28 protein-coding genes are annotated in these 25,282 nt (G+C 53.1%); 8 read left to right on the forward strand and 20 right to left on the reverse strand.

Going from position 1 to position 25,282, the window contains the following annotated elements; translation table 11 throughout:
- Positions 1-102 precede the first annotated feature (102 nt).
- A complete protein-coding gene (locus GXP72_RS06015) occupies positions 103-1,002 on the reverse strand; it encodes a LysR family transcriptional regulator (protein WP_208763613.1) in 900 nt (299 codons plus the stop codon).
- 622 nt (positions 1,003-1,624) lie between these two features.
- On the opposite strand from GXP72_RS06015, the gene ahpC reads away from it, so the two are divergent.
- Both ahpC and ahpF read left to right on the forward strand, forming a co-directional pair.
- Positions 1,625-2,188, forward strand: a complete 564-nt coding sequence (gene ahpC / locus GXP72_RS06020) for an alkyl hydroperoxide reductase subunit C (protein WP_008501015.1) — start codon at positions 1,625-1,627, stop codon at positions 2,186-2,188.
- Positions 2,189-2,376: 188 nt separating this feature from the next.
- Entirely contained in the window at positions 2,377-3,942 is a 1,566-nt protein-coding gene (gene ahpF / locus GXP72_RS06025) for an alkyl hydroperoxide reductase subunit F (RefSeq protein WP_208763614.1), read from the forward strand.
- Between the two features lie 60 nt (positions 3,943-4,002).
- Here ahpF and uspG read toward each other — a convergent pair whose 3' ends face one another.
- Positions 4,003-4,431 (reverse strand): universal stress protein UspG, encoded by a 429-nt coding sequence (gene uspG / locus GXP72_RS06030; protein WP_023310731.1) that lies wholly within the window; start codon positions 4,429-4,431, stop codon positions 4,003-4,005.
- A 180-nt stretch (positions 4,432-4,611) separates the two neighbouring features.
- Here uspG and GXP72_RS06035 point away from each other — a divergent pair, with 180 nt between their 5' ends.
- Entirely contained in the window at positions 4,612-5,850 is a 1,239-nt protein-coding gene (locus tag GXP72_RS06035) for a zinc-dependent alcohol dehydrogenase (RefSeq protein WP_008501018.1), read from the forward strand.
- Between the two features lie 10 nt (positions 5,851-5,860).
- Here the strand turns inward: GXP72_RS06035 and yldA are convergent, their stop codons facing one another.
- Positions 5,861-5,950 carry a small membrane protein YldA gene (yldA, locus tag GXP72_RS22770; protein WP_008501020.1) on the reverse strand — a complete coding sequence of 30 codons (90 nt, stop codon included), beginning with the start codon at positions 5,948-5,950 and terminating at the stop codon, positions 5,861-5,863.
- Between the two features lie 139 nt (positions 5,951-6,089).
- On the reverse strand, positions 6,090-6,500 hold the full coding sequence (gene rnk, locus GXP72_RS06040) for a nucleoside diphosphate kinase regulator (RefSeq protein ID WP_024907006.1): 411 nt from the start codon (positions 6,498-6,500) through the stop codon (positions 6,090-6,092).
- Between the two features lie 246 nt (positions 6,501-6,746).
- On the opposite strand from rnk, the gene GXP72_RS06045 reads away from it, so the two are divergent.
- Entirely contained in the window at positions 6,747-7,364 is a 618-nt protein-coding gene (locus tag GXP72_RS06045; RefSeq protein WP_023310735.1) for a flavin reductase family protein, read from the forward strand.
- On the opposite strand, the gene rna is transcribed toward GXP72_RS06045, so the two are convergent.
- Both rna and dcuC read right to left on the reverse strand, forming a co-directional pair.
- A complete protein-coding gene (gene rna, locus GXP72_RS06050) occupies positions 7,358-8,167 on the reverse strand; it encodes a ribonuclease I (RefSeq protein WP_208763615.1) in 810 nt (269 codons plus the stop codon). The two genes, GXP72_RS06045 and rna, sit on opposite strands and share 7 nt — an antisense overlap.
- Before the next feature lie 94 nt (positions 8,168-8,261).
- Entirely contained in the window at positions 8,262-9,629 is a 1,368-nt protein-coding gene (dcuC, locus tag GXP72_RS06055) for an anaerobic C4-dicarboxylate transporter DcuC (RefSeq protein WP_032649567.1), read from the reverse strand.
- 393 nt (positions 9,630-10,022) lie between these two features.
- Here dcuC and pagP point away from each other — a divergent pair, with 393 nt between their 5' ends.
- Positions 10,023-10,640: a lipid IV(A) palmitoyltransferase PagP gene (pagP, locus tag GXP72_RS06060; RefSeq protein ID WP_080350496.1), complete on the forward strand. Its 618-nt coding sequence runs from the start codon at positions 10,023-10,025 to the stop codon at positions 10,638-10,640.
- A 190-nt stretch (positions 10,641-10,830) separates the two neighbouring features.
- On the forward strand, positions 10,831-11,040 hold the full coding sequence (gene cspE / locus GXP72_RS06065) for a transcription antiterminator/RNA stability regulator CspE (protein ID WP_002439184.1): 210 nt from the start codon (positions 10,831-10,833) through the stop codon (positions 11,038-11,040).
- A gap of 219 nt (positions 11,041-11,259) precedes the next feature.
- Here the strand turns inward: cspE and crcB are convergent, their stop codons facing one another.
- Positions 11,260-11,643, reverse strand: coding sequence for a fluoride efflux transporter CrcB (gene crcB, locus GXP72_RS06070; RefSeq protein WP_024907010.1), 384 nt, complete (start codon positions 11,641-11,643; stop codon positions 11,260-11,262).
- A 67-nt stretch (positions 11,644-11,710) separates the two neighbouring features.
- Between crcB and GXP72_RS06075 the strand changes: the two genes are divergently transcribed.
- Together GXP72_RS06075 and tatE are read left to right on the forward strand one after the other, a co-directional pair.
- Positions 11,711-12,499, forward strand: coding sequence for a deaminated glutathione amidase (locus GXP72_RS06075; protein WP_208763616.1), 789 nt, complete (start codon positions 11,711-11,713; stop codon positions 12,497-12,499).
- Positions 12,500-12,624: 125 nt separating this feature from the next.
- On the forward strand, positions 12,625-12,828 hold the full coding sequence (gene tatE, locus GXP72_RS06080; protein WP_023310742.1) for a twin-arginine translocase subunit TatE: 204 nt from the start codon (positions 12,625-12,627) through the stop codon (positions 12,826-12,828).
- An 81-nt stretch (positions 12,829-12,909) separates the two neighbouring features.
- On the opposite strand, the gene lipA is transcribed toward tatE, so the two are convergent.
- The 13 genes from lipA to lptE form a co-directional block, all read right to left on the reverse strand.
- Entirely contained in the window at positions 12,910-13,875 is a 966-nt protein-coding gene (gene lipA / locus GXP72_RS06085) for a lipoyl synthase (RefSeq protein ID WP_024907012.1), read from the reverse strand.
- Between the two features lie 207 nt (positions 13,876-14,082).
- Positions 14,083-15,036, reverse strand: a complete 954-nt coding sequence (locus tag GXP72_RS06090) for a YbeF family transcriptional regulator (RefSeq protein WP_024907013.1) — start codon at positions 15,034-15,036, stop codon at positions 14,083-14,085.
- Between the two features lie 291 nt (positions 15,037-15,327).
- Positions 15,328-15,969, reverse strand: a complete 642-nt coding sequence (lipB, locus tag GXP72_RS06095; protein ID WP_024907014.1) for a lipoyl(octanoyl) transferase LipB — start codon at positions 15,967-15,969, stop codon at positions 15,328-15,330.
- A gap of 95 nt (positions 15,970-16,064) precedes the next feature.
- Complete coding sequence (gene ybeD / locus GXP72_RS06100) at positions 16,065-16,328, reverse strand: DUF493 family protein YbeD (RefSeq protein ID WP_003858718.1); 264 nt, start codon at positions 16,326-16,328, stop codon at positions 16,065-16,067.
- A gap of 106 nt (positions 16,329-16,434) precedes the next feature.
- Positions 16,435-17,646, reverse strand: a complete 1,212-nt coding sequence (dacA, locus tag GXP72_RS06105) for a D-alanyl-D-alanine carboxypeptidase DacA (RefSeq protein ID WP_014069323.1) — start codon at positions 17,644-17,646, stop codon at positions 16,435-16,437.
- Between the two features lie 139 nt (positions 17,647-17,785).
- Positions 17,786-18,898: an endolytic peptidoglycan transglycosylase RlpA gene (gene rlpA, locus GXP72_RS06110; protein ID WP_208763617.1), complete on the reverse strand. Its 1,113-nt coding sequence runs from the start codon at positions 18,896-18,898 to the stop codon at positions 17,786-17,788.
- Positions 18,899-18,914: 16 nt separating this feature from the next.
- Entirely contained in the window at positions 18,915-20,027 is a 1,113-nt protein-coding gene (mrdB, locus tag GXP72_RS06115; protein ID WP_008501037.1) for a peptidoglycan glycosyltransferase MrdB, read from the reverse strand.
- 2 nt (positions 20,028-20,029) lie between these two features.
- The gene (mrdA, locus tag GXP72_RS06120; RefSeq protein WP_032649564.1) at positions 20,030-21,931 is read right to left on the reverse strand and encodes a peptidoglycan DD-transpeptidase MrdA; all 1,902 of its coding nucleotides are present in this window, start codon (positions 21,929-21,931) and stop codon (positions 20,030-20,032) included.
- Between the two features lie 28 nt (positions 21,932-21,959).
- Positions 21,960-22,427, reverse strand: a complete 468-nt coding sequence (gene rlmH, locus GXP72_RS06125) for a 23S rRNA (pseudouridine(1915)-N(3))-methyltransferase RlmH (RefSeq protein ID WP_003858701.1) — start codon at positions 22,425-22,427, stop codon at positions 21,960-21,962.
- Between the two features lie 3 nt (positions 22,428-22,430).
- Positions 22,431-22,748 (reverse strand): ribosome silencing factor, encoded by a 318-nt coding sequence (gene rsfS / locus GXP72_RS06130; RefSeq protein ID WP_023334893.1) that lies wholly within the window; start codon positions 22,746-22,748, stop codon positions 22,431-22,433.
- Positions 22,749-23,017: 269 nt separating this feature from the next.
- The gene (nadD, locus tag GXP72_RS06135) at positions 23,018-23,683 is read right to left on the reverse strand and encodes a nicotinate-nucleotide adenylyltransferase (protein ID WP_024907017.1); all 666 of its coding nucleotides are present in this window, start codon (positions 23,681-23,683) and stop codon (positions 23,018-23,020) included.
- Positions 23,676-24,707 carry a DNA polymerase III subunit delta gene (gene holA / locus GXP72_RS06140; protein ID WP_208763902.1) on the reverse strand — a complete coding sequence of 344 codons (1,032 nt, stop codon included), beginning with the start codon at positions 24,705-24,707 and terminating at the stop codon, positions 23,676-23,678. The genes nadD and holA overlap by 8 nt, the downstream gene beginning before the upstream one ends.
- Complete coding sequence (gene lptE / locus GXP72_RS06145; protein WP_061715758.1) at positions 24,707-25,276, reverse strand: LPS assembly lipoprotein LptE; 570 nt, start codon at positions 25,274-25,276, stop codon at positions 24,707-24,709. The genes holA and lptE overlap by 1 nt, the downstream gene beginning before the upstream one ends.
- Positions 25,277-25,282: the final 6 nt, after the last annotated feature.

Raw genomic sequence — 25,282 nt, forward strand, 5'->3', positions numbered from 1 at the left:
AATTTATGATGTGTATAAAGTTAATGCTGAATGTTTATATAACGATGGTGTATGTTTCTGGAAAAGGTGGTTCCCATCCTGTGTGAAAACCACGCTAACATCTCACGGTAAAGTTATTTCTTCAATAAAACTCGCGAATGCTGAGCTATTCAGTGCGGAGCGATTATACATCATGTAAATATCAATGCTGGGAAATTGAATGTCTGTCTCTACTTTGCGCAGGTTAAGCGCTGGACCATATTGTTCAAAGGCCGGCGTGGGCGCTAACCCTATGAGGTCGGATGAACTGATCACCGACAGAAGGGATATAAAAGAGTCGCTTCGATAAACGATATTTCTTTCGGTTAACAGGCTCTCGGCTTTTTCCTGGTAGTCTTTGACGCTGTTCTCATCGCTCAGGTAGGCGGTGAAATGTTCATTCAGAATCTCTTCACGCGTGGGATTTCCGCTCAAGCGGGGATGATCATTCCGGCAAACGAGCACAAAAGGCAGCTTATGGAAAAGGCTGGAGGCAATTGAGCGGCTGCTTGAGGAGGAAAAAGAAAATATCAGGTCGGCTTTTCGGTAAGCCAGGAGATCTTCTGCTGAATCAGGGGCAAGAAAAACATCATGTAATTCAATCGAATAGTTATACTTGTTCATGAGCAGTTTCATTGGCTCAAGCATCGTTTTGGTGCTCATAAACTGCGGGCAGTAAATGACAAAATTCTTCTTCAACCCGCTGCTGTGCATGATATTGATAGTCTGCTCAAGCTGGTTCAGGTTCTGTTCCAGATGATGATGCAAATTGACGCCGACGGTCGTGGGCGTGATCCCTTTACCGGAACGGATAAACAGAGGATCGTTGAGTTGTCCTCGCAGGCGTTGCAGTGACTGACTCACGGCAGAGGGTGTGATATACAGCGTCTCGGCGGCTTTACTGATACTAAGATGTTGATAAATGCACTCGAAAATGACTAACAGATTAAGATCGAATTTTTTAAGGTCGTAGAGGTTTGCCATGTTTCGTCCTGAGGATGCTGTGTTTGCTGTGGTTATCACATCACTGATAACTATAGTTTGAAGTTAACCATTTACAATCCTTTCGATTAACCCTCTTAAATTTAAATTAAAGTCACCTTAATATATCATGACGCCAGATTATTGAAATAGTGCTTCAAGGAACATTAAGATAATTTTATCTCAGATGTTGGAGTGAGCATTTTAAATAACAATTGTCATTTATATATTGAGGTATTTTTATAATGAAAATAAATTTATAACGTCCCGAAATGATGTTTGGCAAAACCTATCGCAGCCATAGGCAGGAATACCTCTCTTATGGATTGCCCAATTCCTGAACGGGTGGTGTAATCAAAGGGCTGTTACCCCTTGATATAAAGGGTTGTAGAGCGCAACGCAACGCCAGCTTCGGCTGGCACTGAATGTACCTGCGGGGAATTCAGGTATCAGGGCCGCCCGTTGAGGCGGCCTTTTTACTTTCAGGCTTTCCTGTAAAAGGTTCACCTTGTTGTCTTGTCGACGTTGTAAGGTTTGGCTGATTGATTTGATAAAGCATACGCATTAGCCCCGATGAATAAAGTTGGTTACCTTACATCTCAACGAAAACACGGAGGAAGTACAGATGTCTTTGATTAACACTAAAATTAAACCTTTCAAAAACCAGGCGTTCAAAAACGGTGAGTTCATCGAAGTAACCGAGAAAGATACCGAAGGTCGCTGGAGCGTCTTCTTCTTCTATCCGGCTGACTTCACCTTCGTTTGCCCGACCGAACTGGGCGACGTGGCTGACCATTATGACGAACTGCAGAAGCTGGGCGTAGACGTTTACTCTGTGTCTACCGATACCCACTTCACCCACAAAGCATGGCACAGCAGCTCTGAAACCATCGCAAAAATCAAATACGCGATGATCGGCGACCCGACTGGCGCCCTGACCCGTAACTTCGACAACATGCGTGAAGATGAAGGCCTGGCTGACCGCGCCACCTTCGTTGTTGACCCGCAGGGTATTATCCAGGCTATCGAAGTTACCGCTGAAGGTATCGGCCGTGATGCGTCTGACCTGCTGCGTAAAGTGAAAGCAGCGCAGTACGTGGCTTCTCACCCAGGCGAAGTGTGCCCGGCGAAATGGAAAGAAGGCGAAGCGACTCTCGCTCCATCCTTAGACCTGGTCGGCAAGATCTAAGTCTGTAAAGCCTGGCGGGGCTGCGCTTGCACAGGCCTACAGTATCGTAGGCCGGGTAAACGAAGTGCCACCCGGCAATCAATGGGCGCCCCCCGCGCCCATTTCATTCCAGCACCATGATGCAAGTTGCATTCAGGCCGCCTGTGTAAGGCAGCTTGCATGATGACGTTTTAAGAGAGGGAAGAATAATGCTCGACACTAATATGAAAACCCAGCTCAAGGCCTATCTTGAGAAACTGACCAAACCCGTTGAGCTGATTGCCACGCTGGATGACAGCGCGAAATCGGCAGAGATCAAGGAACTGCTGGCTGAGATCGCCGAACTGTCGCCAAAAGTGACCTTCAAAGAAGATAACTCGCTTAACGTCCGTAAGCCTTCTTTCCTGATTACTAACCCAGGCTCTGAGCTGGGGCCGCGCTTTGCCGGCTCGCCGCTGGGTCACGAATTTACCTCGCTGGTGCTGGCGCTGCTGTGGACCGGTGGTCATCCGTCGAAAGAGGCGCAGGCGCTGCTGGAGCAGATCCGCGATATCGACGGCGATTTCGAGTTTGAAACTTATTACTCGCTCTCTTGCCATAACTGCCCGGACGTGGTGCAGGCGCTGAACCTGATGTCGGTCCTGAACCCGCGCATTAAGCACACGGCGATTGACGGCGGTACCTTCCAGAATGAAATCACCGATCGCAACGTGATGGGCGTTCCGGCGGTGTATCTGAACGGTCAGGAATTCGGTCAGGGTCGTATGACGCTGACGGAAATCGTCGCCAAAGTGGATACCGGTGCCGAAAAACGTGCCGCAGAAGCGCTGAACAAACGCGATGCCTACGACGTGCTGATCGTCGGTTCCGGTCCGGCGGGCGCGGCGGCGGCAGTGTACTCCGCGCGTAAAGGGATCCGCACTGGCCTGATGGGCGAGCGTTTCGGTGGCCAGGTACTGGATACCGTGGACATTGAAAACTATATCTCCGTGCCGAAAACCGAAGGTCAGAAGCTGGCGGGGGCGCTGAAGGCGCACGTCAGCGACTACGACGTGGACGTGATCGACAGCCAGAGCGCCAGCAGGCTGGTACCTGCTGCGGTTGAGGGTGGTTTACACCACATTGAAACCGCATCCGGCGCGGTGCTGAAAGCGCGCAGCATTATCATTGCCACCGGTGCGAAATGGCGCAACATGAACGTCCCGGGTGAAGATCAGTATCGCACCAAAGGCGTGACCTACTGCCCGCACTGCGACGGCCCGCTGTTTAAAGGTAAACGCGTGGCGGTGATCGGCGGAGGTAACTCCGGCGTGGAAGCGGCTATCGACCTGGCGGGGATTGTTGAACACGTCACTCTTCTGGAGTTCGCACCAGATATGAAGGCCGACCAGGTTCTGCAGGATAAAGTTCGCAGCCTGAAAAACGTCGACATCGTCCTGAACGCGCAGACCACGGAAGTGAAGGGCGACGGCAGCAAGGTGACCGGCCTGGAATACCGTGACCGCGTGAGCGGCGACGTTCACAGCGTGCAGCTTTCAGGGATCTTCGTGCAGATTGGTCTGCTGCCAAACACCACCTGGCTGGAAGGCGCGATTGAGCGCAACCGCATGGGCGAAATCATCATCGATGCGAAGTGTGAAACCAGCGTGAAGGGCGTGTTTGCGGCGGGTGACTGTACTACCGTGCCGTACAAACAGATCATCATCGCCACGGGCGAAGGGGCGAAGGCGTCGCTGAGTTCGTTTGACTATCTGATTCGCACCAAAACCGCATAAGAAAAGAAAGTAAGGCGATACCTGCAATAGCGAGAGGCCACCGAAAGGTGGCCTCTTTTTTTATCTGACGACCATCACCGGTATGTGTGTGTGGCGGATCACGCTGGAGGCGTTAGAGCCCAGCAGATGTGTGGTAATGGAAGGGTTGCGCGAACCGATGACCACCACGTCTGCTTTCAGCTCGTTCGCCAGTTCATTTACCGCATCACGTACGCTGCCGAATCTGACGTGCGTTTTGATCCGTGAAGGGTCAATACTGAAGTGGCTGACCATGGTTTGCAGACGCGTTTCCGCTTCATGCTGCAAATGCTCCTCGAAGCGGCGCACATCGGCAGCGAAGCGGTGCAGGCTCAGGCTGGCGGAGCCCGGCAGTACGTGCAACAGATGGATGACACCGTCCTGCTGCGCCAGGAACTCCGCGTGGCGAACGGCCTTGTCGCTCAACTCCATCTCAAAAACATCAACCGGCATAATGATTCTCTGATACATACCCGTTTCTCCTTGTTTATAAACGCTGTACTCATTCAACCACAAAATATTAATGGTTTCTGTAAGCGCCCCGTCAGTTTTCTTATCTCGCCAGGATAAATCTCAAAAGACCCGTATTCCGGGGCAGACCTTCATGGGTAGCTACCCTTATAGACTTACCTGGAACCTTTCGGAGGTCGCATGAAAGCACTTACGTATCACGGTCCACACCATGTTCGCGTCGAGAATGTCCCTGACCCCATCATCGAACAGCCCGACGATATCATTCTGCGCGTCACGGCCACGGCGATCTGCGGCTCCGATTTGCATCTCTACCGCGGAAAGATCCCGAAGGTGCAGCACGGCGATATTTTTGGCCATGAGTTTATGGGGGAAATCGTCGAGTGCGGTGCAGAGGTCAAGAATTTGCAAAAAGGCGATCGCGTGGTGATCCCTTTTGTCATCGCCTGCGGAGACTGTTTCTTCTGTCGTCTGCAGCAATACGCGGCCTGTGAGAATACCAACGCCGGGCAGGGTGCCGCGCTGAACAAAAAGCAAATCCCCGCGCCGGCCGCGCTGTTTGGCTATAGCCACCTTTACGGCGGTGTGCCGGGGGGACAGGCGGAATACGTTCGCGTGCCAAAGGGGAACGTCGGGCCGTTTAAAGTCCCGCAGCTTCTTTCTGATGATAAGGCACTTTTCCTTTCCGACATTTTGCCCACGGCCTGGCAGGCGGCAAAAAATGCGCAGATTGAAAAAGGTTCAAGCGTAGCCGTTTTTGGCGCTGGGCCGGTGGGGCTACTGACCATTGCCTGCGCGCGGCTGCTGGGAGCGGAGCAGATCTTTGTTATCGATCACCACCCGTACCGTTTGCGATTTGCCGAGGCCCGTTACGGCGCAATTCCCATCAACTTTGACGATGATAACGACGCTGCGGAAAAAATCATCGAGCAGACCGCGGGCCAGCGCGGCGTTGACGCCGTGATTGATGCGGTCGGGTTTGAAGCGAAAGGCAGCACCACGGAAACAATCCTCAGCAATCTTAAAATTGAAGGCAGCAGCGGCAAAGCGTTGCGTCAATGCATTGCTGCCGTGCGGCGCGGTGGGGTAGTTAGCGTACCCGGCGTGTACGCCGGGTTTATCCATGGCTTCCTGTTTGGCGATGCCTTTGATAAGGGGCTGACGTTTAAGATGGGTCAGACGCACGTCCATGCCTGGCTGGGTGAACTGTTACCGCTGATCGAAAAAGGGCTGCTTACGCCGGAAGAGATCGTGACCCATTATCTCCCCCTTGCGGATGCGGAACGCGCCTATAAGATTTTCGAAAAACGGGAGGAGGAGTGCCGGAAGGTGATTCTGGTCCCGGGCGCAGAGACCCCCGAAGCCGCAGAGCAGACCGTTAAGGGCCTGGTGAATGCCTTCCCGGGTGGGGTGGCCTGAGAATGTTCGCTTACCAGTGGCGTTCAAGATAGAGCACGGCCGTGACGATAATCGCCACAAAAATCAGAAAGATAAGTGTGATAACGCCTATCTCACTCATGACCGTCCCCGCGGCACTAAAACAGATTAAGCGTGGATTAAGGCCATTTTGCGCGGTATAGGAAAATCGTGTGAATTTGCGGAAAGAGGATGCGGTGGCATCCTCTGTGCAAAGCGGATAGGCGCTTATTCAGAAGAGATTAACGCAGGTAATCGCCTGCGGCTTCTGGCTGGTAGAGCAGCTCCAGCACTTCCAGATGGGTCGAAGCGCCGCCCGGCAATTCCCAGTGGATCGTATCCCCCGTACGCAGTCCCAGCAGTGCGGCACCCACAGGCGCAAGCACAGAAAGCTGTGCGCTGCTGTCGGTCATCTGCGCCGGGTAAACCAGCGTGCGGGTCAGCTCTTCACCGGTGGTCAGATTGCGGAATTTCACCTGGCTATTCATAGTGACTACGTCATGCGGCATCGTCTCAGGCGTGCACATCTGTGCCCGGTCGAGCTCCTCATTCAGGGCGTCGGCCACGGGGAGCGAGGCAAATTCCGCTTTTTCCAGCAGCCTGTCGATACGTTCTGCGTCGAGCTCATTGATGATAATGGTAGGTCTGGACATTTTTTACTCCATGTCGTTAATGCTGCGTCTAACGCAGAAACTGATCCAAAAGAAAACCCTCGCCGTCTGGCAGCGAGGGTTTAACTCTCCCGATGATACTGGCTGAGCGCGCAAGTTTGAAGTGATGAAAGTCACATTCATGGTCCATATGAATTTTCGCTGAAATTTATTCAGTCTTCATTCCTGGCGGAATACGTTACGCTGAGTGTCCTGAATCCGGGCGTTGCCCGCCAACGAGAGAGCACTATGTACTTCTATCAACCGTCTCAGGGACACGGCCTGCCGCATGACCCGCTGAACGCCATTATTGGTCCACGTCCGATAGGCTGGATCTCCTCATGCGATAAGGCCGGTCAACTGAACCTTGCGCCGTATAGCTTCTTTAACTGCTTTAACTATCGCCCACCGATCATCGGCTTTTCCAGCAACGGCTGGAAGGACAGCGTGCGTAATATTACTGAGACAAAAGAGTTTGTCTGGAATCTGGCGACGCGCGATCTCGCGCAAGCGATGAACCAAACCTCCGCGATGCTTCCCCACGACCGGGATGAATTTAGCTTTGCCGGACTTACGCCAGCGGCCAGCCAGCTGGTTAACGCCCCACGCGTTGCAGAAAGCCCGGTGAATTTTGAGTGTCGACTGTCGCAGTGCATTCAGCTGACCGGTGCCGACGGTACGCCGGTGGACACATGGCTGGTGTTGGGGGAGGTGGTCGGTATCCATATTGCCGAAACGCTGCTGGAAGAGGGGATATACCAGACGGCGAAAGCGCAGCCCATCCTGCGTGCGGGTGGGCCGACGGCGTACTATGGCATCAGCGATGAAAACCGGTTTGATATGGTGCGCCCGGGCGCGGATCAGTAGCCGGCTTTATCAATCACGAATTGGTTTCCGCAGTTACCCGGATGTGGCTGCGGGGCAAACGAGGTCGCAGAAAGCGGGTTGTTAATGGCGTTTGCCTTCAGCGAAATCTGCATCTCGGTGAGATACGCCGGATTGCCGTTGCAGGTCAGCTTGAACGCTTTGACGTTCTCGTTGCCCCAGCTTTTGGCCACGGCACTGTCAAAATCACTACGATTGACGGGTTTCCCGTAGTTATCGGCGAGGAATTTTCCGACCGCACTGTTTTTAACTTCCTGATTCATCCGCACCATCGTGCCGAAATAGGCATCCGGGTCAAAACCAAAGCAGACGCCATGTTTGGCGTATTCGTAGCGTTCCAGGCAGGAATTCCCGCCCGCGCCCGGCATCACGTCATTGAGCTTTGCGGCAGCGGAAAGCGACAGTCCGGTTTCGGCGGCATCGCATTTGCGGCTGGCCTTCACTTCCGGCATGTTCGGAATGGGGCGTGTGGCGCAGCCAAAACGCATCCATCGACGGTCATCCACGCCGCGTGCGGCAATAGATTTCGGCAGGCCGGGCCATAACCCGTGAACGGTCAGAAAATCGGCTTTATTCTCGCGCTCTTTTTGCAGGCGACATTCGTCAGGTTCATTACGGTTGCGCTCAACCATGCTCTGACAAAACCCGGTTTGCCAGGACAAAGCCAGCACATAGCGATCGAAATCGCCATACTGGGTTGCCTTCAGCGGTTCCGCCTGTGCGGAGAAGATACAGAGTGCAAGCGCCAGTGCGCCAGACGGGATGACGATATCCTTCCTGAACATATGATTTCCTAATCGAATGAGCGTGATTAATTTCTGAGGGTTATTAAAGCATAAAAAGCGCCCGCAGGCGCTTTTTGGATATCCCTAATTTAGCTTAGGCCGCGCCGGGAACCAGCACTTCCGTGGCGATAATCACGATAATCAGGCCAACCATAACGGGCACTGAGGTGCGTTTTACCACTTCGAATGGTGAGATTTTCGCCATCCCGGCAACGGCGACCACCACACCTGATACCGGGGAGATGGTACGGCCCAGGTTTGACGCTTGCAGCATGGGTATGGAGAGATAGGCCGGGTTAATACCGGAGGAGTGAGCCAGTTTCGGGATCATCTCAACGAAAGCGTAGAAAGGCGCATTACCGGAACCCGTGGTCATCGCCGCCAGCATGGTGAGCACCACCAGAACCAGCATCAGGATAATACTGGCCGATCCGAACGAGGTGGCGATAGAGATCAGGCTCTGGATAAAGCCGATGGTGCTCAGACCCTGGGCAAAAACGCCCGCTGCCACCAGCAGCATCACCACGCCAGCGAAGGCATCCGCCATACCGCGATAGGCAACTTCCAGACCGGAGAACACCTTTTGCGTGTTAAAACCACGCACAAATTCCAGCACGGCAGCCAGCAGCATGCAGATAACCAGAATGGTGATGATGTGCAGCTGCGGACCCCATTTGCCGTCAAAAATCAGCACCCCGATAATCGGCGTGAAGGGCAGAATGGCATAAAACGCGGGAGCGGTGGTGGTGATTTCACTCACGTCCATCATTTCATGGCTGATGTTTTCTTTCTTATCGAGATAGCGCTGCCAGAAGAAATGCGCGATACCCATGCCGACAATGGCAACAATGGAGATCGGCAGCGTGGTTTTAAAGGCGAAGTCGATGAGCGACATCTCCGCTGCCTTTGCCGCCAGCACGACATCGCCGGAGGTAGGGGAAAGAATAATCGCGGCCGGAGACGCGCAAATGGCTGCTGCCGCGCCGCGGCTGATACCGACGTTTACCATGACCGGGAACAGCGTGGCCATCAGCAGTACGCCAAGTCCGGTAGCCGACGAAACGGCCAGCGACATCAGGCAGGCGAGGAAATAGGCGGCGACCATCAGCAGATACGGCGAGTTAATGTACTGCAGGGGTTTTGAGGCAAGTTTAACGACCATGTCGTTGGCGCCGATGTGGGTCATGTAGGCCGCAAAACCACACAGCATCATGATCATCATGCCCAGATCGCCGCCGCGGCTCATGAGCAATATTTTAATGTATTCAACAATATCTGTAGCGGTGTAACCGGTGCTCGTGGCGCTGGCAGGTAACACCTGGTGCCCCATCAGTGCGCTGATAATCAACAGCGTTAAACCGCCAACAAATAATACGCCCGTGGCCGAGTAGCCTTTAATGATGTAGCGCGCGACGCCGACAATGACGACGACTCCAATAAGGAGCTCGAATAACGTAAGCATGATTTCCCCTGTATCTCTGCTGCAGTGGAGCACAAAAAATCAATAAAAAAAGAAGGATGGAAATGTGCCGAATAATTGGCCTGTTCTTGCTGATTAAAATCAATAAACAGACGACTAGAGAACAGAACAAGCGTGTTTTTGCCATGGCCCATACATTTATACCATGAGGGTCTTGACCATCAGAAATGGCGCAATGTGTCCCAATAATGATAACAAATTGTTAATGTTTTGTGCGGTTTTGCATGTCACTGATTACGAACGCTAAATGGAAAAAGTCACACCTCTTGTAGGCTTATTTGAGCATATCCCCCGATTTCTTTAAGAATATTCCCGGAAAATGGCCGAATAATTAGGAATAACGCCGATGCCGTTAAGCCTTGATTCAACTATTTTATGGTAAACTTTGCCTCGAATACTAAGAATGGTAATTGCATTGTGATCGTACGTAATACATTTTTCTCTGTTTTGTTGTTTATTTTTGGGCAGTTAACGTTTTCTTCTGTTGCACAGGCAGAAGGCAACGCGACGGACAAAGGCTGGTTCTCCACCTTTACGGATAATGTTTCCCAGACCTGGACGGCTCCTGAACATTATGATCTCTATGTTCCGGCAATAACGTGGCATGCGCGTTTTGCTTATGACAAAGAGAAAACCGATAAATACAACGAGCGTCCGTGGGGCGCGGGTTTTGGTCAGTCTCGCTGGGACGAAAAGGGAAACTGGCATGGCATCTATCTGATGGCCTTCAAAGACTCGTTTAATAAATGGGAGCCGATTGGGGGGTATGGTTGGGAGAAAACCTGGCGTCCGCTAGCGGACGAGAACTTCCACGTCGGTTTGGGCTATACCGCCGGGGTCACTGCACGTGACAACTGGAACTACATCCCGATCCCGGTGCTGCTGCCTTTGGCCTCTATTGGCTATGGCCCCGCAACGTTCCAGATGACCTACATCCCGGGTACGTACAACAACGGAAACGTTTACTTCGCCTGGATGCGTTTTCAGTTTTAACTGACAAAACGTTACATAGCGGTGAAAAAACGCGCAGGCGTTGATTCATAAACGATAAAAATCTGCCAGTGAAAATTAACGCGACTTTAGTCACTTTTTATCAAAGATCCGCTGGACAAAAGGTCCCACAATTGATGTACTGGTAACCGACACAGCATTTGTGTCGTTTTTTAATGTAAAGGTAATTTTGATGTCTAAGATTAAAGGTAACGTTAAGTGGTTTAATGAGTCCAAAGGATTCGGTTTCATTACTCCTGAAGATGGCAGCAAAGACGTGTTCGTACACTTCTCTGCAATCCAGTCTAATGGTTTCAAAACTCTGGCTGAAGGTCAGCGTGTAGAGTTCGAAATCACTAACGGTGCCAAAGGCCCTTCTGCTGCTAACGTAATCGCTCTGTAATTCAGACGCGTCAGCAAGAATTTCAAAACCCGCTCCCTGAGCGGGTTTTTTTCGTTTTGAATCAGCCAAGCAGATACATTTTCAGGAAGCTGGCAACGATCAGCACGCTCAACAACACCATGCCTGCGCTCATCAGACTCTGTTTCATTCTGTCACCCTCGTTCAGTTCTGCATTCAGAGTGACAGAGAAAAATTAAGCCAACATTAACGGTTCGACGGTTAATGCGTGCTTGCGGAGGAAAAGAGCCAAAATGCGATCCCCGTCATCGCAAACGAGCCGAGCATGTTAATCGCGATGTTCGCCAGTGCCCAGCCGATACGGCCTTCCTGAAAGAGAAACACGACTTCTGCGGAGAACGTTGAGAAGGTGGTTAACCCGCCGCAGAAACCCGTCGTAATCAGGACTTTCCACATCGGGTCGATGTGCGTCATTCGGTTAAACCAGGCCAGACCCATGCCAATGATAAAGGCACCAATCAGGTTAGCGGCCAGTGTCCCCATAGGAATCGCCTGATGCAGAGGGTTAAACCGCATACTCAGAAACCATCGCGCAACGCTACCCGTTCCTCCACCAATAAAAACGGCTAAAAGTAGTTGTAACACGCTAAATACCTGCTATTTGATGTGTAAGAGAAGCGAGTTTAACGCCGTTTATGATGAGGGGACAAATATGTATGTTGCGGTAGGGCAATTTGCGGTCACGCCTGACTGGCATGAAAATGCGCTCACGTGCGTCAACCTGATGAAGCAGGCCCGGCAGAAAGGCGCGTCGCTGCTGGTTCTCCCTGAAGCGCTGCTGGCCAGGGATGATAATGACCCGGATTTATCGGTGAAGTCCGCGCAGTCGCTGGACGGCGAATTCTTGCAGCAACTGCTCGCCCAGAGCGTGGGCAATACGATGACGACGATCTTAACGATCCATGTCCCCTCAACGCCGGGTCGCGCAGTCAATACGCTTGTGGCGATTCGCGGCGGAGCCATTGTCGCCCGCTACGCCAAGCTGCATCTCTATGATGCGTTCAGCATTCAGGAGTCGCGGCGCGTTGACCCCGGAGACAGTATCCCACCGCTTCTGGAGATTGACGGACTTAAGGTTGGCTTGATGACCTGCTATGATCTGCGTTTTCCCGAGCTGGCGCTTCATCTGGCGCTACAGGGCGCGGACGTGATGGTACTGCCTGCAGCGTGGGTTCGCGGGCCGTTGAAAGAGCACCACTGGGCAACGCTGCTGGCGGCACGCGCGCTGGATACCACCTGCTATGTCGTTGCCGCAGGAGAATGCGGCACGAAAAACATCGGGCAAAGCAGGGTGGTCGATCCGCTGGGGGTGACGATCGCCGCCGCCGCTGAAGCCCCGCATTTGCTGGTGGCGGAGATAAACTTAGACAGAATTACGCTTGCACGTCAGCAACTACCTGTTCTTCGCAATCGTCGGTTTGCGCCACCGCAATTATTGTGATGTTTTTTTCAACAATGCTTGATTCACCTTGTTACAGATTGCTATTGTGTGCACGCGCTAAATGACCGTTAATACAATCAGGTTTTGGCGCTGAATGCAGCCTGTTTTAAGTAAAGAAGGTATCTATGGGTGAGATTAGTATTACCAAACTGCTGGTGGTTGCCGCACTGGTCGTCCTGCTGTTTGGTACCAAGAAGTTACGCACGCTGGGTGGTGACCTGGGGGCTGCCATCAAAGGCTTTAAGAAAGCGATGAACGACGATGATGCAGCAGCGAAGAAAAGCGCCGAGGATGACGTCCCGGCAGACAAGCTTTCTCACAAAGAGTGACAGCAACGCCTGAGGGCTTGCGAAAAAAAACCGGCTCATGAGGCCGGTTTTTTTGTATTACTGTAAAAGAATATTACAGCATTATTTAACTTCTTCGCCTTTTGCCTGCATATCGGCGTGGTATGAGGAGCGAACGAACGGGCCGCAGGCTGCGTGGGTGAAGCCCATCGCCATCGCTTCGGCTTTCATTTCATCGAACTCGTCCGGGCTCACGTAGCGCTGTACCGGCAGGTGGTGACGGCTTGGCTGCAGATACTGCCCCAGGGTCAACATGGTCACACCGTGGCGGCGAAGATCGCGCATCACCTCAATGATTTCCTCATTGGTTTCACCCAGCCCCACCATCAGACCAGACTTGGTCGGAATATGCGGATGCGCTTCTTTGAAACGCTCCAGCAGTTTCAGAGACCAGTTATAGTCAGCTCCCGGGCGGACCTGACGGTAGAGACGCGGCACGTTCTCCAGGTTGTGGTTAAACACATCTGGCGGCGTTGCGGTCAGGATATCCAGCGCGCGGTCCATACGGCCACGGAAGTCAGGCACCAGCGTCTCGATTTTGATGTTAGGGCTTTTCTCGCGAATGGCCGTAATACAGTCGGCGAAGTGCTGAGCACCACCGTCACGCAGATCGTCACGGTCAACGGAGGTGATAACCACATAGCGCAGCGCCATGTCAGCAATGGTCTGCGCCAGTTTCTGGGGTTCGTTAGCATCAGGTGCGACTGGACGGCCATGAGCAACATCGCAGAACGGGCAGCGGCGGGTACAGATAGCACCCAGAATCATAAACGTCGCGGTACCGTGATTGAAACATTCAGCAAGGTTCGGACAAGAGGCTTCTTCACATACGGAGTGAAGGCCATTCTTGCGCATCGCCGCTTTGATCCCCTGGATACGCGAAGAGTCGGCCGGAAGTTTGATTTTCATCCATTCCGGTTTTCTTAACAGCGCCTCGCGCTCTGTAGCCACGTTTTTAACCGGGATAAGGGCCATTTTATCGGCATCGCGGTATTTAACACCGCGTTCCATCACAATGGGTTTACTCATAGCGTGCGTGTTCCAGTTGCGAATATCGAAGGAAAGCGTTTCAATTCAAGGGAATGTTGTATTTATCAACTATTTTTGAACGAACGACAGGCAGTATATCATTGAAACGGTCGTTAAAGCAGCCTGCCAGATCGCCAATTTGTAAAATAGTTGTTGTTTTGTGCCTTTCGCCCTGCCTGGTGCAGGGTCTTGTGCTGGCTAAACCTGTCAGAAGGCCTGACGGATAATGCGGATGACGTTTTCCAGAACCGGGTCGCGTAAACTCAGTTTGTTGTAATGCAGTGAAATTTCGATTGATTCCGCATTAAGCTGACTGAGTGGAATGCTCTCCAGGGGCCAGCATTTTTGTAGCAGGCTGTACAGGCGTGATGGCATAACGCACAGCATATCGCTGCTGCCAATCAGCGATGCGGTGGTAAACATATTGTAACTGCTGAAGCTGATCTGACGTTCCGGGAAAATTTCATCAATACGCTGACGAAGGGCGTGGTTAGACTGCCCTTCGGTCATGAAAGACGAGTGGTCGTAGTTGCGCAGGTTTTCGATGGTCAGCGGTTCGCTGAGAACCGGATGCTGCTGCCGGCAAACCAGCACCAGGTTATCCGAATAGAGCACATTTTGACCCAGCGCTCTGGCACTGAAGCTGCCGCTTTCAATAATCAGGTCCGTCTGGAACTGGGCAAGCTGAATGTCAGGTTCATTGAGCGGCACATTACGAAGCAGGAGCTGCGGAGCATGCTCTTTCACGGCCTGGAAGATCGCCGGCATCACCAGCACACCCACAGAAGGGGAGCAGCCGATGGTGATGGTTCTCTGCTTATCATAGCTCCCGGTTAAATCCAGTGCGCCCAGAATCGACTCCAGCCCCTGGCTGATGTACTCGTGGAGATGCGTGGCGTAAGCCGTCGGCGTTACCCCCTGGCCCTTACGAATAAATAACGGGTCAGGAAATATAGCGCGTAGCTTTTGGATTGACTGACTTATTGCTGATGGCGTGAGATTAAGAATTTTCGCAGCGTTAACGATACCTTTATGGACATATACTGCCTCAAAAATAGTCAGTAAATTGAGATCAATATTACGTAAAGTCCGAAAAATTTGCGGCTTGTCTTCGCCACCAGGTTCATTCAGTCGTTTGGCTGGTAAATTATTATACTCCACGCTTTCACCCCGTATACATTCACAATATGAATGATAGTTGAATTTATTTATTATGCTTGTAGAGATTCGTAAAGTGTTGGTTTTGTTTCACTTGTTTATCAAAAGCAAACAGTTGTGTGATAATTGCTCACGTTACTTATGCCGTGTTTGCCGAGCTTGCTGGAGGCTAAATAATATGTAGCGGTAATATTCGGGCGCTTCGAAAATATAGAATCTGTGGATTATTGTAAAGTGCAAAAGCGGTAAATAAACAGTGGCCCGTCAAATTATCGAGCCCTGTTGTACGATATATTAAGCAGGGATATATTCGTGTGGGGGATTGTTAAGTAGCGCTAACACGTTCTTCAAAAGCACGGGACGAATATGTTCCGGCGTAGCGGCTTCTACCCACTGGCGCATTTGCGTCATTTCCATGCCGGCGTAGCCGCAGGGGTTTATGCGCTGGAACGGCGCGAGATCCATATTGATATTCAATGCCAGGCCATGGAATGAGCAGCCTTTTCGAATACGCAGCCCCAGGGAGCAGATCTTCATTTCCCCAACGTAAACGCCCGGCGCATCGGCACGCGGATGCGCGTCAATACCATATTCCGCCAGCGTGTTGACGACGGTTTGTTCCAGTAAAGTGACCAGTTCACGCACGCCCAGCTTTCTGCGTTTCAGATTGAGCAGGACGTACATCACCTGCTGCCCGGGCCCATGGTACGTGACCTGACCGCCGCGATCGCTCTGAATAACCGGGATATCTCCCGTCATTAATAGATGTTCTGCTTTACCCGCCTGACCCTGCGTAAATACCGGCAGGTGTTCGACCAGCCAGATTTCATCTGGGGTGCTGTCATCGCGTGAATCGGTGAAGTCATGCATGGCCTGGGAGACAGGCTCATAAGGTTGCAGCCCGAGGTGACGGACCAGAATTTTATCCTGATACAAAACTGCGTCTCCGAAGACGAGGGACAAAAGGTGTGGGGGGAGTATATCACAGCGGGGAGAAGGGTTACCCGGCAAACCGGGTAACCGCAAAGGGACTACAGTACCATACGAACGATTTCGATATTGCCGAGCTCTTCGTACAGCGTCTCAACCTGCTCAATGTGTGTCGCAGTGATGGTGATAGAAACCGAGTGGTAGTTGCCCTTGCTGCTTGGTTTTACTGACGGAGAGTAGTCACCCGGCGCATGGCGCTGTACCACTTCAACCACCTGATCAACCAGCTCAGGTTTCGCCAGACCCATTACTTTGTAGGTAAATGGGGTAGGGAATTCAAGCAGTTCGTTAAGTTTGGTTTTCATGTCAGCTCCGGCGTAACGTCAAAAAATAATAACTCCCACGTCAGGTGGGAGTTATCAGGATACTTAGTATATGGGGATCAAAATCACACTTTCAAGTGTTCAATTTTTAACCAAACCAGTGGTGGAACATCAATTTAATGTAATCAATGATTTTGCCGAAGAAATTGCCTTCAGGAATTTCTTGCAGGACAACCAGCGGACGCTGATCGATCGTTTTTCCATCCAGCTGGAAGTTGATCGTGCCTACAACCTGGTTTTTCTGCAGTGGAGCGTGCAGCTCGGTGCTGTTCAGCACGTAGCTGGCTTTCAGATCCTTCATACGACCGCGCGGAATGGTCAGGTAGAGGTCTTTATCAACGCCGAGAGAAGCACGGTCGTTGTCCCCGAACCAGACGGGTTCAGACGCAAACTCTTTGCCTGCTTTCAGTGGATTCACGGTTTCGAAGAAACGGAAGCCCCAGGTCAGCAGCTTCTTGCTTTCTGTTTCACGACCTTTAAAGGTGCGGCCGCCCATCACGGCAGAGATCAGACGCATCTGACCTTCAGTAGCAGAGGCCACCAGGTTGTAGCCCGCTTTGTCGGTGTGGCCAGTTTTAATGCCGTCAACGTTCAGGCTGTTATCCCACAGCAGGCCGTTACGGTTGGTCTGACGAATACCGTTGAAGGTGAACTCTTTTTCTTTGTAGATAGAGTATTCGTTAGGGACATCGCGGATCAGCGCCTGACCAATCAGGGCCATATCACGTGCGGAGCTGTACTGACCGTCTGCGTCCAGGCCGTGTACGGTCTGGAAGTGGCTGTTTTTCAGACCCAGCGCGGTAACGTAGCTGTTCATCAGACCCACGAAGGCATCCTGGCTACCGGCGGCGAAATCGGCCATCGCCACGCAGGCATCGTTACCCGACTGCAGGTTGATACCACGAATCAGCTGGGAAACAGGAACCTGCATACCCGGCTTCAGGAACATCAGAGAGGAACCTTTGAAGACAGGGTTCCCGGTTGCCCACGCATCGTTACCGATGGTGACCAGATCCGATTCTTTGAATTTACCTGCCTTCATCGCCTGGCCGATAACGTAGCTGGTCATCATTTTGGTCAGGCTGGCCGGATCACGGCGGGCATCGGCATTCTGTTCTGCCAGCACTTTGCCAGAGTTGTAATCGATCAGGATGTAGGATTCCGCATCGATTTGCGGAACGCCAGGGATCATGGTCTTGATATTCAGGTCATCGGCGTGAGCTGCAGAAAGAGCAGCCGCGCAAAGGGCCGTGGTCAGCGCCATGCGCTGCACAAAACGAGCAGAAAAAGTGGTCTTCATGGTCAGAACTACGACATCCGTGATGGAATTAAAAAAAGTGCCTTACTATAGCAAATGCTATTCAGGCAGGCATCCGACTTTAAGCATGAGTTTGTGAATGTGTTTTACACTAACTGACAATTCGGATACCGCCGGTTAATTATTTCGCAACAGCGATAAATGACTGAAGTTGAGCTTCATTCTGCAGACGCTGCTGCAGGGAGGCTGCCTGCGATTTGCTGGCAAACGGCCCCATCTGAATGCGCCAGACCGCGCCGTTCTGCTCAACGCGTCCTGGTACGCCAAACTGCTGGCTCAGACGCTGTTGATATTGTTTGGCCCGGGCCTGATCGCTCACTGCGCCTACCTGAACCACATAGTTTCCGCTGGCCGCTGCTGGAGCTGTCACCGCCGCACTTTGCGTGGCCGCTGGTGCCGTTACGGGAGCCGGCTGGGTCGCTGGCGCAGCGACGGGAGCAGGGGCTGGAGTGGGTTCACTGCCTTCCAGCACGCCCGCGGCTAAGGTCGTCGGTGCGCCAAGAAAGCCGCTACTCTTTACCGGTGCGCCGGTAGCATCCTCGCTTTGCAGCGTGTCATTGCTGATCGGGCGTATTTCTCCTCCCGGCTGAGCAGGCTCTGCCGGAGACGAGACGCTTCCCATTCCGCCGTCAAGATTTGGGCGGTCAGGAAGGGCATAGGTCTGTTTCGCCACCGTTGTACACGCGGTACCCGGTCCGGAGAGCGAACCATCCTGCGCGACGATAATCGGGTCAATACGAACTTTGGTGTTGTTCGAGGTGTTCAGGCGATCGGCAGACGCGCGCGACAGGGAGATCACCCGGTCATTCCCGTACGGGCCGCGATCGTTGATACGCACGACGATCATGCGGCCATTCGCCAGGTTGGTGATACGGGCGTAGCTCGGAATCGGCAGCGTTGGGTGTGCCGCCGTCAGTTGCATTGGGTCGAACGCCTCCCCGGAAGCCGTCAGGTTACTGCCTGGCTCGGCATCATAAATGGCGGCAAAGCCTGCCTGACTGAAACGGGAAGGATCCTGAACAATTTTATAGCTTTTGCCGTCGCGCTCGTAATCCTGATTGGCACTGGCATTCAGCGGTTCATAAACGGGATCGGCACCGCTGATTTCAACGATCGGGCCATTACACACCGCAGGCTGCGGCGGCGCGACGGTTGCCTGTTGCTGACCATCATCACTTGTGCAGGCCGCAAGTAAACTTGCCGCGATGCAGATCCCCAGCCACTGCTTACGCATTCCGATCCCCTTATTTTTATACGCTTTTTGACAACATTTTTCTGTGGGTATGGATCGACATCACGATACCAAACCCGGCCATCAACACGATCAGTGCCGAGCCTCCGTAACTCACCAGCGGCAGCGGTACGCCTACCACCGGCAGAATACCACTCACCATACCAATATTTACGAAGACATAAACGAATAAAATCAGCATCAACCCGCCAGCCATGACGCGACCAAACGTGGTTTGTGCACGCGCTGCAATCCACAATCCCCGCATGATCAGCAGGACATACAGCGCAAGAAGTATCAGAATGCCAACCAGCCCCAGTTCTTCCGCCAGTACGGCAAAGATAAAATCGGTGTGGCGTTCCGGTAAAAATTCCAGCTGCGACTGCGTACCGTGCAGCCAGCCTTTACCGCGCAGCCCCCCGGAGCCAATCGCAATCTTCGACTGAATAATATGATAGCCCGCGCCCAGCGGATCGGTTTCCGGATCGAGTAGCATCATGACGCGCTGGCGCTGGTAGTCATGCATCAGGAAGAACCAGAGGATAGGGATGAACGCCGCAATCAGCACCACCGCGATACCAATCAGGCGCCAGCTCAGTCCCGACAGAAACAGGACAAACAGGCCGGAGAGGGCAATAAGGATTGAGGTCCCCAGGTCAGGCTGTGCCGCAACCAGCAGCGTTGGCAGGAAAATCAGCACCAGCGCGATAGCGGTATTCTTCAGAGACGGCGGACAGACGTCGCGGTTGATAAAGCGTGCCACCATCAGTGGCACGGCGATTTTGGCAATCTCCGAGGGCTGGAAGCGGACAATACCCAAATCCAGCCAGCGCTGCGCCCCTTTTGATATGGCGCCAAACGCATCTACCGCAACCAGCAAAATAATACAGAAGATGTAGAGGTAGGGCGCCCAGCCTTCGTAGACGCGCGGCGGGATCTGCGCCATCACCACCATAATGATCAGACCCATGGCAATCTGGCCAATTTTGCGCTCCATCATGCCGATGTCCTGGCCGCTGGCGCTCCAGATAACCAGGGCGCTGTAAACCAGCAGGGCCAGCAGGATCAGCAGCATGGCTGGGTCGATGTGGATTTTGTCCCACAGCGATTTTTTATTTGGATTATCCGTCATGATTATTGGTCCTCCGCCGCAGCGGCGGCCGGGTTTTCAGCCGGCAGTTCGGTGTTGTTATCACCCAGCATAATGTGGTCAAGGATCTGGCGCATGATGGTCCCTACAGCTGGACCGGCACCGCCGTTCTCCAGAATCATCGCCACCGCGACCTGCGGGTTATCATAAGGGGCAAACGCCGTCATCAGCTTATGGTCACGCAGACGTTCAGCAATGCGGTGCGCGTTATAGGTTTCGTTGGCTTTCAGACCGAACACCTGCGCAGTACCGGATTTCGCGGCCACTTTGTACGGCGTACCGGTGAAGTACTTATGCGCGGTACCGTTGGGGCGGTTTGCCACGCCGTACATACCGTCTTTCGCAATTTCCCAGAAGCCGGAATGAATGTCACCCACCGGCGCCTCGTGCGGCTGGTTCCACGGCACTTTTTTGCCGTCTTCAACCGTGCTCTGTAGCAGATGTGGTACTTTCACCACGCCGTCATTGATGAGGATCATCATGGCCTTGTTCATCTGAAGCGGTGTTGCCGTCCAGTAGCCCTGGCCGATACCCACCGGAATGGTGTCACCCTGATACCACGGTTTTTTAAAGCGCTTCAGCTTCCATTCTCGCGTTGGCATGTTGCCAGAACGTTCTTCGGAAAGGTCAACGCCGGTGTAATGCCCGTATCCGAATTTGCTCATCCACTCTGACAGGCGGTCGATCCCCATGTCATACGCCACCTGATAGAAGAAGGTATCCGCAGATTCTTCCAGCGATTTGGTGACGTTCAGATGACCGTGGCCCCATTTTTTCCAGTCACGATAGCGTTTATCTGAACCAGGCAGTTGCCACCAGCCCGGGTCAAACAGACTGGTATTACGGTTAATGACGCCGGCACTCAGCGCAGAAACCGCCACGTACGGCTTAACCGTTGATGCCGGCGGATAAACCCCTTGCGTCGCGCGGTTCACCAGCGGCGTGTTCGGGTCATTCAGCAGACCGGAATAGTCCTTACTGGAAATGCCGTCAACGAACAGGTTCGGGTCATAGCTGGGCATAGACACCATTGCCAGAATGCCGCCAGTACGAGGATCGGTGACCACAACGGCTGCACGGCTGCCCGCCAGCAGGGTTTCGATATACTGCTGCAGCTTAAGGTCGAGGGTAAGATAGACGTCATGCCCCGCCTGAGGAGGGACTTCTTTCAGCTGGCGAATCACGCGGCCGCGGTTGTTAACCTCAACTTCTTCATAGCCGGTTTGCCCGTGCAAAACGTCTTCGTAGTAACGTTCGATCCCCAGCTTACCGATATCGTGCGTTGCAGCGTAGTTTGCCAGCTTGCCGTCTTTATCAAGGCGGTCGACGTCTTTGTCGTTAATCTTGGAGACGTAGCCAATCACATGCGTCAGCGCGGAGCCGTAGGGATAGTAGCGACGCTTATAACCCTTCACTTCCACGCCGGGGAAGCGGTACTGGTTTACCGCAAAGCGGGCCACCTGGACTTCCGTCAGGTTGGTTTTAACCGGAATGGAGGTGAAACGGTGAGAGCGGGAGCGCTCTTTTTTAAAGGCCGCGATATCGTCATCGTTAAGGTCGACAACGCTTTTCAGCGCTTCCAGCGTATCCTGAACATTATCAACTTTTTCCGGCATCATCTCGATTTGATAGATGGTGCGGTTTAATGCCAGCGGCGTGCCGTTACGATCGTAAATAATGCCGCGGCTGGGGGCGATTGGCACCAGCTTGATACGGTTTTCGTTTGAGCGCGTCTGGTAGTCGGTAAAGCGGACAATTTGCAGATTATAAAGGTTGGCGATCAGCACGCCGGTAAGCAGCAAAATCCCGGTAAAGGCGACCAGCGCCCGGCGCACAAACAGCGCGGACTCAGCCGTATAGTCGCGAAAAGAATTCTGTAGTTTCATCCGCTGCTTAATCTACCCTGGTCAGTCATTACTCGCGGTGATAGGGGTGGTTGGTAGTAATGCTCCACGCGCGATACAGGCTTTCTGCCACCAGTACCCGAACGAGCGGGTGGGGAAGTGTCAGCGCGGAGAGGGACCAACTTTGTTCAGCCGCCGCTTTGCAGGCGGGGGATAACCCTTCTGGACCGCCAATCAACAGACTGACGTCACGGCCATCCTGCTTCCAGCGCTCCAGTTCGTGCGCCAGCTGCGGCGTATCCCAGGGTTTTCCTGGAATATCGAGGGTGACGATGCGGTTTTTGCCTGCGGCAGCCAGCATCAGTTCGCCCTCTTTATCGAGAATACGTTTGATATCCGCGTTCTTGCCGCGCTTACCGGCGGGAATTTCCACCAGTTCGAACGGCATGTCTTTTGGAAAACGACGCAGATATTCAGTAAAACCGGTTTGTACCCAGTCCGGCATTTTGGTGCCGACGGCGACCAGCTGCAACTTCACGCATTAACCCCAGAGTTTTTCCAGCTCATACAGGCGACGGCTCTCGTCCTGCATGACGTGGACAATCACATCGCCGAGGTCGACAACCACCCAGTCAGCCGTTGCTTCACCTTCAACACCCAGTGGCAACAGTCCTGCTGCACGCGATTCCTGAACCACGTGATCGGCAATCGAAACAACATGACGCGTAGATGTACCGGTGCAGATGATCATGCAGTCGGTAATACTGGATTTACCCTTAACGTCGATAGCGATGATGTCCTGACCTTTCAGGTCATCAATTTTGTCAATAACAAAATCCTGGAGTGCTTTACCCTGCAAGTTTTCCCCCTGGGGTGAATGAGATTGTAAAACGTTGAATTCGTAGCCAGACAGTATACCTGAACTCACGCCTGTGTCGGGACAAATGTCTCCGACCGGGCTTTTGAAGGCGGGTATCATCCCACCCTCTGCCTGAGATTGCATCGCCATTTTTGTAAAACAATTTCTGTAAAGCAATGATCGGCGGGAAAGTCTGGCAGCGGAGAATAACAGTATGGCTTAACCTGTCAAGGCAGGATAAACAATAAGCCGCTTTTTATGCCCTCCGGCTATTCATCTGCGCTTTTCTGATACAACCCGTGCGTATGGATATACGCCAGCACCGGGGCTGGCAGTAGATCGTCACAGGTTAAACCCTGCTGTAAACGCTCACGTATGAGGGTTGCAGAGATATCGAACCACGGCGTTTCCGCCAGATAGATCTTCCCGGCAGGCCGATTGTGAAGATCTTCAACATTATCGGTGAGATGATCTTCCAGCCACTGCTGGTACTGCGCTTCTCGCATGGTCAGAGGATAGCCAGGGCGGCGGCAGACGAGCAGATGGCTGTTCTCCAGGATGGTTTCATACTGATGCCATGTGGGTAAATTCAGCAGGGAATCCTGGCCGATGATAAACGCCAGCGGCTGGTCTGGACCCTGTTCTGTGCGCCACTCCTGAAGCGTCTGTGACGTCCAGGAGGGCGTGTCGCGACGCAGCTCACGCTCATCAAGTTGGAAGAGCGGTTTATCTTCGATGGCAAGGGCGAGCATCGCTTTTCGCTGCTCGCTGGTCGCCTCCGGCTGTGGACGATGGGGCGGAACATTATTGGGCATGATGGTGACGCGCTGAAGGCCGATCAAATTCGCCAGAATTTCAACCGGCTTCAGATGCCCGTAATGTACCGGGTCGAAGGTGCCGCCATACAGGGCCTGTAAAGAGTGCATACTATCCATCAATAAAAACGTCTGCCAGCGCCTTGTGGCAGAGCAGCAGAGAAAGGCTTTCCAGCTCCGCCCAGACTGACTGGCCGTAATCTTGTTTTAACGTGAGCTCAGCGCGCATCAGAAGCTGTACAGCCTGACGAAGCTGTTCATGACTCAGGCGGTTGACGGCCTCGGTGGTCAAAGCCCGGCGATTTTGCCACACGCGGTGTTTATCAAACAGCGAACGCAGCGGCGTATGGGCAGACTGACGCTTGAGCGTAATCAGCAGCAGTAATTCGCGCTGAAGCGTACGCAGCAGAATAACGGGTTCGCTCCCTTCAAGACGCAGCTGTTGCAGAATATGCAGGGCGCGTTTGCTTTTTGCCGACAGTAGCGCGTCCACCCAGTGGAACGGCGTGAAGTGCGCCGCGTCGTTAACGGCCTGCTCGACGCGCGGCAAGGTCAGCTTGCCATCCGGCCAGAGCAGGGAGAGTCTGTCAAGCGCCTGCGCCAGGGCCAGCAGGTTACCTTCATAGCAGTAGCACAACAGTTGATTCGCCGCATCATCCAGTTGAAGGTTGTTCTGCTTCGCTCTCGCTGACACCCATTTGGGCAGATGCGCCTGCTCAGGCGTCTGACAGGTGACCTGCACCGCGTGGGCTGCGATCTGGGTAAACCACGCCGCGTTTTCCTGGGCTTTGGTAAGCTTGTTGCCACGCACAATAAAGAGCAGATCGCTGTGTAACAGGCTGACCAGCGTAGCGAGCTGCTCGTTCATGGCCGCGTTAGGACCATTTTCCGGCAGCAGGATCTGAATAGTCTGGCGCGAGGCGAAAAGGCTCATCGCCTGACAAAGCGAGAAGAGGGCGTTCCAGTCGGTGTTGTTGTCCAGTTGGACGGTGTGGTGTTCATCGAAGCCCTGCGCGGCGGCAGCATGCCGCACGGCATCCAGGCTTTCCTGAAGCAATAACGGATCGTTTCCAAGAAGCAGATACGCCGCGCGCAGCCCTTCATTGAGCTGCGCGCGGAGTTGTTCAGGATACAGCCTGATCATCATTTACCCAGAGAGTTAGCAGCAGGAAGCGTGCCAGCAACCGGTTTTTCAACGATGTCAGATCCTTGTTTAGTTGACGCTGCAATACTTGGCAGTTTACGGATCAGCTGTTCTGCTGCCTTGTCGTACATTTCGTTGATGATAATCTGCTGTTCGGCATCTTTTGCCAGCGCCGTCTGCGGGTTATCGAAGAACGAACGGTACACTTTCGTGCTGATCGGGTAGATGTCTTTACCGGGGATCAGGACTGCCGCGTCGACCGTCAACACCATCTGATACTCAGCTGTACGTCCATCCTGGAAGATAGAGGCTGTATCTCTCGACAGGCCGCCACCTATAACACGCAGAGACGGTACATCCTGGCGCAGGGTTTGTTTTTCGACAATCTCTACGCCGTTGAGACGCAGCTGATTACGAATGGCCCGGCTGAGTGGGCCATTCGGATCTGGTGAGTCGAACATCATCGTTTTCATCTCAGCGGGCACCGCCGTGGTATTGCGCAGGTGCCAGCCACAGCCAGCGGTGACAAGCACCGCCAGTGATAAGAGTATTGTTGCCAGTTGTCGCACGTTTCC

Origin of the sequence: Enterobacter sp. SES19 (assembly GCF_011765665.1) — a bacterium.
GTDB lineage: Bacteria > Pseudomonadota > Gammaproteobacteria > Enterobacterales > Enterobacteriaceae > Enterobacter > Enterobacter pseudoroggenkampii.

Coding starts and splice junctions, on each gene's coding strand:
- GXP72_RS06015 (WP_208763613.1), bottom strand. CDS start 1,002: ATGGCAAACCTCTACGACCTTAAAAAATTCGATCTTAATCTGTTAGTC.
- ahpC (WP_008501015.1), top strand. CDS start 1,625: ATGTCTTTGATTAACACTAAAATTAAACCTTTCAAAAACCAGGCGTTC.
- ahpF (WP_208763614.1), top strand. CDS start 2,377: ATGCTCGACACTAATATGAAAACCCAGCTCAAGGCCTATCTTGAGAAA.
- uspG (WP_023310731.1), bottom strand. CDS start 4,431: ATGTATCAGAGAATCATTATGCCGGTTGATGTTTTTGAGATGGAGTTG.
- GXP72_RS06035 (WP_008501018.1), top strand. CDS start 4,612: ATGAAAGCACTTACGTATCACGGTCCACACCATGTTCGCGTCGAGAAT.
- yldA (WP_008501020.1), bottom strand. CDS start 5,950: ATGAGTGAGATAGGCGTTATCACACTTATCTTTCTGATTTTTGTGGCG.
- rnk (WP_024907006.1), bottom strand. CDS start 6,500: ATGTCCAGACCTACCATTATCATCAATGAGCTCGACGCAGAACGTATC.
- GXP72_RS06045 (WP_023310735.1), top strand. CDS start 6,747: ATGTACTTCTATCAACCGTCTCAGGGACACGGCCTGCCGCATGACCCG.
- rna (WP_208763615.1), bottom strand. CDS start 8,167: ATGTTCAGGAAGGATATCGTCATCCCGTCTGGCGCACTGGCGCTTGCA.
- dcuC (WP_032649567.1), bottom strand. CDS start 9,629: ATGCTTACGTTATTCGAGCTCCTTATTGGAGTCGTCGTCATTGTCGGC.
- pagP (WP_080350496.1), top strand. CDS start 10,023: ATGGTAAACTTTGCCTCGAATACTAAGAATGGTAATTGCATTGTGATC.
- cspE (WP_002439184.1), top strand. CDS start 10,831: ATGTCTAAGATTAAAGGTAACGTTAAGTGGTTTAATGAGTCCAAAGGA.
- GXP72_RS06075 (WP_208763616.1), top strand. CDS start 11,711: ATGTATGTTGCGGTAGGGCAATTTGCGGTCACGCCTGACTGGCATGAA.
- tatE (WP_023310742.1), top strand. CDS start 12,625: ATGGGTGAGATTAGTATTACCAAACTGCTGGTGGTTGCCGCACTGGTC.
- lipA (WP_024907012.1), bottom strand. CDS start 13,875: ATGAGTAAACCCATTGTGATGGAACGCGGTGTTAAATACCGCGATGCC.
- ybeD (WP_003858718.1), bottom strand. CDS start 16,328: ATGAAAACCAAACTTAACGAACTGCTTGAATTCCCTACCCCATTTACC.
- dacA (WP_014069323.1), bottom strand. CDS start 17,646: ATGAAGACCACTTTTTCTGCTCGTTTTGTGCAGCGCATGGCGCTGACC.
- rlpA (WP_208763617.1), bottom strand. CDS start 18,898: ATGCGTAAGCAGTGGCTGGGGATCTGCATCGCGGCAAGTTTACTTGCG.
- mrdB (WP_008501037.1), bottom strand. CDS start 20,027: ATGACGGATAATCCAAATAAAAAATCGCTGTGGGACAAAATCCACATC.
- mrdA (WP_032649564.1), bottom strand. CDS start 21,931: ATGAAACTACAGAATTCTTTTCGCGACTATACGGCTGAGTCCGCGCTG.
- nadD (WP_024907017.1), bottom strand. CDS start 23,683: ATGGATAGTATGCACTCTTTACAGGCCCTGTATGGCGGCACCTTCGAC.
- holA (WP_208763902.1), bottom strand. CDS start 24,707: ATGATCAGGCTGTATCCTGAACAACTCCGCGCGCAGCTCAATGAAGGG.